We start from the raw sequence: 6,518 nt of genomic DNA on the forward strand, positions 1-6,518 counted from the left end.
AAATCCTTATCTGGTAAGAGACTTAATTGATTAGTTCGCTCTAGATCAAAAACAATCGACAAAAATCGCTAAATGCCTTTCTATATAAGGGTTACATCCAATATAACCCCCGTCCATTGCATAACACAAACCGAAGAGCCAAAAATGGGGCGAATCAGAAACAGAAGAATACAATTTCAAACTTTGGGTTAACATGAAAGGCGGCGAATATTTCTTTGCCCCTAGCCTGAGTTTTTTGAAAGAATTACAGCCTTTGCCCGAAGGGTGAAGCCACGAGTAATCATTGCTAATCAAGTATTGCGGATGCGAGAGCAAACCTCATCTATCGGAGCAACGTTGTAGATCCGAAACTTCCACCCTTGAACCGCAAAAATACCTTGAACATTACCCAGTCAATTTGATTTAACCCCATCTACGATTACTCCCATGAACCTGAAACGTTGTTTATTAGTTAGCTTAATTGCCCTTTGCTCTGTTCTCTTCTTAGGAACAAACCTTGCTTGGGCAGTTGGCGGAGGGATAGCCCCCGGCGCCCCCGGTGTTCCCTCCCTTTGGTCCTATGCCGGAAAGCAAGGCATTGGCACTTCCTATGAGCAGTATGTAAACAGCAGCTATGAAGATGATGGACCGACGAATGCCATCTCCAAGGTTTGGTTTTCCATCGCTCAAGGCATTGTCACGGAAACTGCCTATGGAGAAATTGATCGCGCTCAGATCAACGACTTACAATTCTTGGTGACGGGCAACGGTTTTTTCAATCAAGAAAAAACTGATACTAACAGCAAGGTTGACTATCTCGATAAGGATAGCAGCGGTCGGCCTCTTTCTCCCGCCTATCGTGTCGTCAATACTGCTAAAAATGGCAAATACACCATTGAAAAGCACATCTTTACCGACCCCGATCGCCAAACTTTGTTTACAAAAGTGATCTTGACCGCCAATGAGGATAATATTACTCCCTATATTCTCATTAATCCCCACCTGAATAATACCGGGAGTCAAGATGTGGCTTTTGTCAGAAGCGATAGCCTCAATGCTCGCGAAGGTGAGACTGTTTACCTGAGTTTAAAAAGTTCATCTCCTTTTGTTAAAACCTCAGCCGGATATGTTGGTAACAGTGATGGCTATCAAGATTTAATGAAAGATGGAGTCATGGACTGGACCTATGATTATACCAATCAGAATCAGCCAGGCAATGTGGCGATGATGGCCCAATTGCCCACCCTCAATCAAGGTCAAACCTCCACTTTTAATCTTGTCGTCGGCTTTGGCAGCAGTTACGCTCAAGCAACAGCACAAGCAGACGCTTCTTTAAGTGAGGGTTACGATAGCCTGTTGGCGAAATACAACGGCAAAGGCAATGCCGTAGGATGGGAAGACTATCTAGCCAGCCTTAGCAATATGCCCGCTATGATTGCCAACACCGGTGACAAAGGTAAACAGCTTTATGCTAGTGCTTTTACCCTGAAAAGCATGGAAGATAAGGAAAATGCCGGGGCTTTAATTGCTTCTTTATCTGTTCCCTGGGGAGATACCGTTAATGCTGATGGCTTTGCCACCGGCTATCGGGCAGTTTGGCCGAGAGACTTTTATCAGGCGGCTATGGCTTTGTTAGCTTTAGGAGATCGAGAAACCCCCTTAGCGGCTTTTAAATATCTGCCAAAAGTCCAAGTAAAATCAGACACTCCGGGTAACTCCGGCGCTACCGGTTGGTTTTTACAAAAAACCCACGTTGATGGCGAATTAGAGTGGGTAGGAGTCCAGATGGATCAAACGGCGATGCCCATTATGTTAGGTTGGAAATTATGGAAAGCCGGAATTCTCTCGGATAGTCAAATCAGTAACTGGTATCCCACGATGTTGAAACCCGCCGCCGAATTTCTCGCTAATGGCGGCCAGGTAAATATTAGTATCAATACCAGCAGTGGTTATCAATCAAATCAGCGCCAGATTAATCCACCCCAAACCCATCAAGAACGCTGGGAAGAACAATCGGGCTATTCCCCTTCCACTATAGCCGCAGAGATTACTGGGTTAGTGGCAGCGGCTGATATTGCTCAAAATGCAGCTAATGATCCCGGTGCGGCCGCATTCTATTTGAAACAAGCAGATGAATATCAAAAGAATGTGGATAACTTTATGTTTACCACCACTGGACGGGCTACCCCCTGTCAAGAATCTGGTCAATATCTGCTCAGAGTTAGCCCTGACGCCAATCCTAACAATGGCAGTGTCATCCACGACAATAATAGTCTTCTTAAAGCTGATGAACGCCAAATCTTAGATGGCGGTTTCTTGGAACTGGTGCGTTATGGTGTCCGAAAAGGAGATGATCTGCACATTGCTGAAACTGTTTGTGCCTTCGATAATGCTAATCTCGAAGAGAGTTTAAAGGTTAAGTACAACTTCACTTTTGATGGTAAGGAGTATCCAGGATTCCGACGCTATGGCAATGACGGCTATGGCGAACAAACCAATGATGGTAGCAATTTTCGTGATGTTAACGATGGTCTAAAAAATCTTCGCCGCGGACGGGTTTGGCCTTTCTTTACCGGCGAACGAGGACATTATGAACTTGAGTTAGCCAAAGCCCAAAATGGAGGCAACCTTAGCGATCAAGATGTTGCCAAAATTCGTGATACTTATGTTCGAGCTATGGAATATTTTGCCAACGAAAGCTTCATGCTTCCCGAACAAGTTTGGGATGGTGTCGGTGATAATAGCACCCATAATTACGTCACGGGAGAAGGGACTAATAGTGCAACGCCTTTAGCTTGGACTCATGCTGAATATATCAAGTTAGTCAAGTCACTGACCGACAAGAATATTTGGGATTCTTACTCGATCGTCAAGGCGAGATATCAATAGATTTGTTGCCCATGAGCTAACCAAAAGTATAGTCATTTCAGATAAGTCTGATACATTCTAGACCGACAAAATCCTTAGGAACTCTGGGATTGATATTCTCAATCTTAATTGAAATGACTATAACTGTTGCGGGGGCAGGAGAGAATCGGCTTGTGGCTTAAACCTCGAACCTGCTTAAGAAGCTCAAGGCTGCAATACCAGTAAATTCCTATCCCGCGTCAACTCTTACTTAGGGTTTGTGGCAAAAAGTTTTTCATGGGGGCAGGGTGTGGGGTTTGGGGTGTAGGGTTTTAGCGATTTTCAGGTGGTCAACTACCTAATTTTCAGGGAAAAAGTCCCTGAATTTTCCCCCCGATCACTCCCAGAACTGGTACTTTTTGATTGACAAAAAGTCTAAAAGGCTTACCCAACAAGGTTTTTAGATTTATTCAGCAAACCCTACTTATTCATTTTGAACAACCCCCAGAGAAACAATGAAGTTATCATTATTAAACCAATTTTTTCAAGAAAACAATGGACAGTTCTCTTCTGTGAGAGCGCAAACTTGGCTAGTTATCCTCTGCTTTTGTGCAGATTGGATTGTGCATATCGTCAGAGATCAAGCATTTGTTCCTGATATCTCGATCGTCGGGATTGTTTTGGGAGTTCTCGGATTGAAAGTAACTCAGAAATTCGCTGAGGATAAACCTCAACAATAGAAAAATATTCAAATTTTTGAGGAGAAATTTGATGGCTGATCACTCTTTTCAAAAACCAGACAACAACCAATGTAATAATAGCGATGTCTGGAAAGATGACCCTTATAATGCCACTGTTAAAGTTGACATTATAAGTGACAAAAGGCACTTTTCTTTGGAGACAACTGCACCATTTGAAAACAAACTATCCGACTCTCAGAGGGAAATTTATCAAGATTATCTGCCTAACCCAAGAACAATTGAAGAATTGCCCTCCAGTCCCAATCTCCAAAGCAATCGGCTCTGGTTTGATGCTCTCTATGCTTTAGCTTTACAAGAAGTGCGGGATGCTTCAGTTAACCAGATCAGTGATGGAGCTTTCAATGATGGAAACCCATTACCCGCACCAGAAGGCGGCTTTTTTGAGACGGGCTTGTTTTGGACCTATGTTTGGACAAGAGATACTTCCTATGCTGTCGATCTCGGTTTAGGAGTTCTCGATCCAATTCGGGCTTTAAACTCTCTCAGCTTTAAACTCTCCGAACGCCGCGAAGGTGGCGGACTGCAAATTGTCCAAGATACCGGCACTGGGGGAAGCTATCCCATCTCAACTGATCGCGTGGTTTGGTCTTTTGGGGCGAGGACTCTGTTACGACAACTACAAGGTGAGCCAAGGGATAATTTTGCGAGAAAAGCCTACGAAGCACTCAAGAATACGATCGAACAGGATCGTCAAGTTATCTTTGAACCTCAAGATGGACTTTATCGAGGGGAACAGTCATTTTTAGATTGGCGGGAACAAAGTTATCCCCAATGGGTAGCCGAAGATCCAGTACAAATTGGAATGTCTAAAGCTCTTTCTACTAATGCTTGTCATCTTTCGGCTTTACTTTTAGCTGCGTCTTTGGCTGGGGAGTTGGGGGAACCCGAAACCAAACAAAAGTATAGTAAATGGGCTGAGGAATTGCGTCAAGCTATCCGCACTCACCTGTATTTGCCAGATAAACAGCTATATTCAACTTTTATTACAACAGCTTTCGATTTTCGACCGGCTCACCAATACGATTTATTGGGCAGTTCCCTGGCCATTCTCCTCGATATTGCCGATCAAACCCAAGCAGCCCAAATTGTCGCCAACTACCCTCATCTACCACAAGGCGCTCCGGTAATCTGGCCTCAACAAAGGGATATACCAATTTACCATAACCAAGCTATCTGGCCCTTCGTCACTGCCTATTGGCTTAAAGCCGCCAAAAAAGTCAAAAATGATGCAGCCGTTAATCTGGGAGTTACCTCTTTAATCCGAGGAGCAGCACTGAGCTTATCCAATATGGAAAATTTTGATGCCGTGAGCGGATTAGTTGAACTGCAAAATCAACCAGCCAAAGAACCTGTGGTTAATTCACCCCGTCAGCTTTGGTCGGTGGCCGGCTATCTGTCTATGGTCCATGAGCTAATTTTTGGATTATCTTGGACCGATGCGGGATTTAGTGTTTCTCCTTTTATCACAAGAGAGTTACGCAATACTCTCTTCCCTGACTCCCAGAAATTAGTTCTCAATCGCCTGCCCTATCGAGGTCATCAAATCAATATCGTGATCAATTTACCCCCGATTAATGGGGAAAATAAGGGGGCATACAGCCTAGGAGAAGTCTATCTCAACCAGGAGTTAGTTGTCGGAGAAATTGCTGAATCGATGCTGGCATCTGAGAATTTTATTGAGGTAAATTTAGTCGATCAAGATGTGCAAAGTGCCTCAATTAATTTAGTTGATGATTTACAAGACTATCGAAAAAGATATGCTCCTCGCCCACCAGTAATCGAAGCGATCACCGCTAGTCAAGGTAACTTAGAAATTTTCTTTAATTTGAATCAGGAAAATACTGACGAGGTGGTGGTAAATGTTTATAGGGATGGCCGGTTGGTGGCGGAAAAAATTAAGATTTTTGATCAGCGCGGTTCCTGGCAAGATCAAGATACTAAAGGTAGCCAATCACCAAGCTACTGCTATACACTAGAAAGTGTTTATCTTAACAGTGGAACTATTTCTCAACGGGCTAAACCTGTTTGTTATTGGGGAGTAAATTCTGAGCGGGTTTATTCGGTTACAGCCCAGGAATTTAGGGCGATTGGCCGTAATCCTTCCGAAGCTCATGGACAAGTATATTTTGATAATTGGGGGAAGCCAGATGATAGTTTAACCGTCGATATCAAGGCTAAGTATAGTGGTACTCATGGTATTCAGGTGATAGCTGGAAATGGTGCTGGACCAATTAATACAGGAGTTACTTGTGCCGTTAAACGAATGCAAATGAAAGATTCAGAAACTGATACAATAGTTGCTGATAGTTATCTGGTGATGCCCCAGCTTGGCAACTGGAATCGCTGGCTAGAGTCATCTTTAATTTTGACCAAAGTTGACTTGAGTGTCGGACATAGTTACACAATTAAGATTTTTAGCGACGAGCAGGCAATTAATATGTCTAGTTTCGCTCATTATCAAAACTACACTGGCAACAATGGTATTGGTGGTGTAAGCGGGAGTTATAATTATGTCAATATCGCTGCGATCAAACTTCTCTCCTTTTCGGGAAAGATTACCTAACAAAATGACTTAGAGATTTAAAAAGCAACCCTTCAGGAGTAACATAATGAGTCAAAGTCAAACCGGTGTCAAATTAGTTGATTGGCAGACCGTCTCTCAAACCAACTACGATGCTGTCATCGTCGGCGGCGGAATCGCTGGAGCGATTACGGCCAAACAATTGAGTGAACAGGGAAAACGAGTTTTAGTTCTTGAGGCGGGAACTGGTGAAGGTTTAACCCTTGAAGCCCACATTCCGCACCCTAAGTGTCACAACGTCTCAAAAGAGGAAGGGGCGTGAGTCAAAATACTTATCTAGAGGAGTGAGTTGGCGGCAAGCTGCCGGCAACTAAGCCGAAAATTTCAGAGTTCCCCCGGTCATTCTCAAT

The 6,518-nt window shown here is 43.7% G+C and carries 4 protein-coding genes; all 4 read left to right on the plus strand.

Features of this window, described 5'->3' with window-relative positions; genetic code table 11:
• Window positions 1-426: 426 nt before the first annotated feature.
• A complete protein-coding gene (locus O9332_RS16365; RefSeq protein ID WP_002762512.1) occupies window positions 427-2,868 on the plus strand; it encodes a glucan 1,4-alpha-glucosidase in 2,442 nt (813 codons plus the stop codon).
• Between the two features lie 473 nt (window positions 2,869-3,341).
• The gene (locus tag O9332_RS16370; protein WP_002762514.1) at window positions 3,342-3,566 is read left to right on the plus strand and encodes a hypothetical protein; all 225 of its coding nucleotides are present in this window, start codon (window positions 3,342-3,344) and stop codon (window positions 3,564-3,566) included.
• 31 nt (window positions 3,567-3,597) lie between these two features.
• A complete protein-coding gene (locus O9332_RS16375) occupies window positions 3,598-6,150 on the plus strand; it encodes an alpha-L-rhamnosidase-related protein (protein WP_288026458.1) in 2,553 nt (850 codons plus the stop codon).
• Window positions 6,151-6,196: 46 nt separating this feature from the next.
• Window positions 6,197-6,430: an FAD-dependent oxidoreductase gene (locus O9332_RS16380; protein WP_288026460.1), complete on the plus strand. Its 234-nt coding sequence runs from the start codon at window positions 6,197-6,199 to the stop codon at window positions 6,428-6,430.
• The last annotated feature ends 88 nt before the right edge of the window (window positions 6,431-6,518 follow it).

The sequence above is a fragment of the Microcystis sp. LE19-10.1B genome (genome assembly GCF_027530565.1).
Lineage (GTDB): Bacteria > Cyanobacteriota > Cyanobacteriia > Cyanobacteriales > Microcystaceae > Microcystis > Microcystis aeruginosa.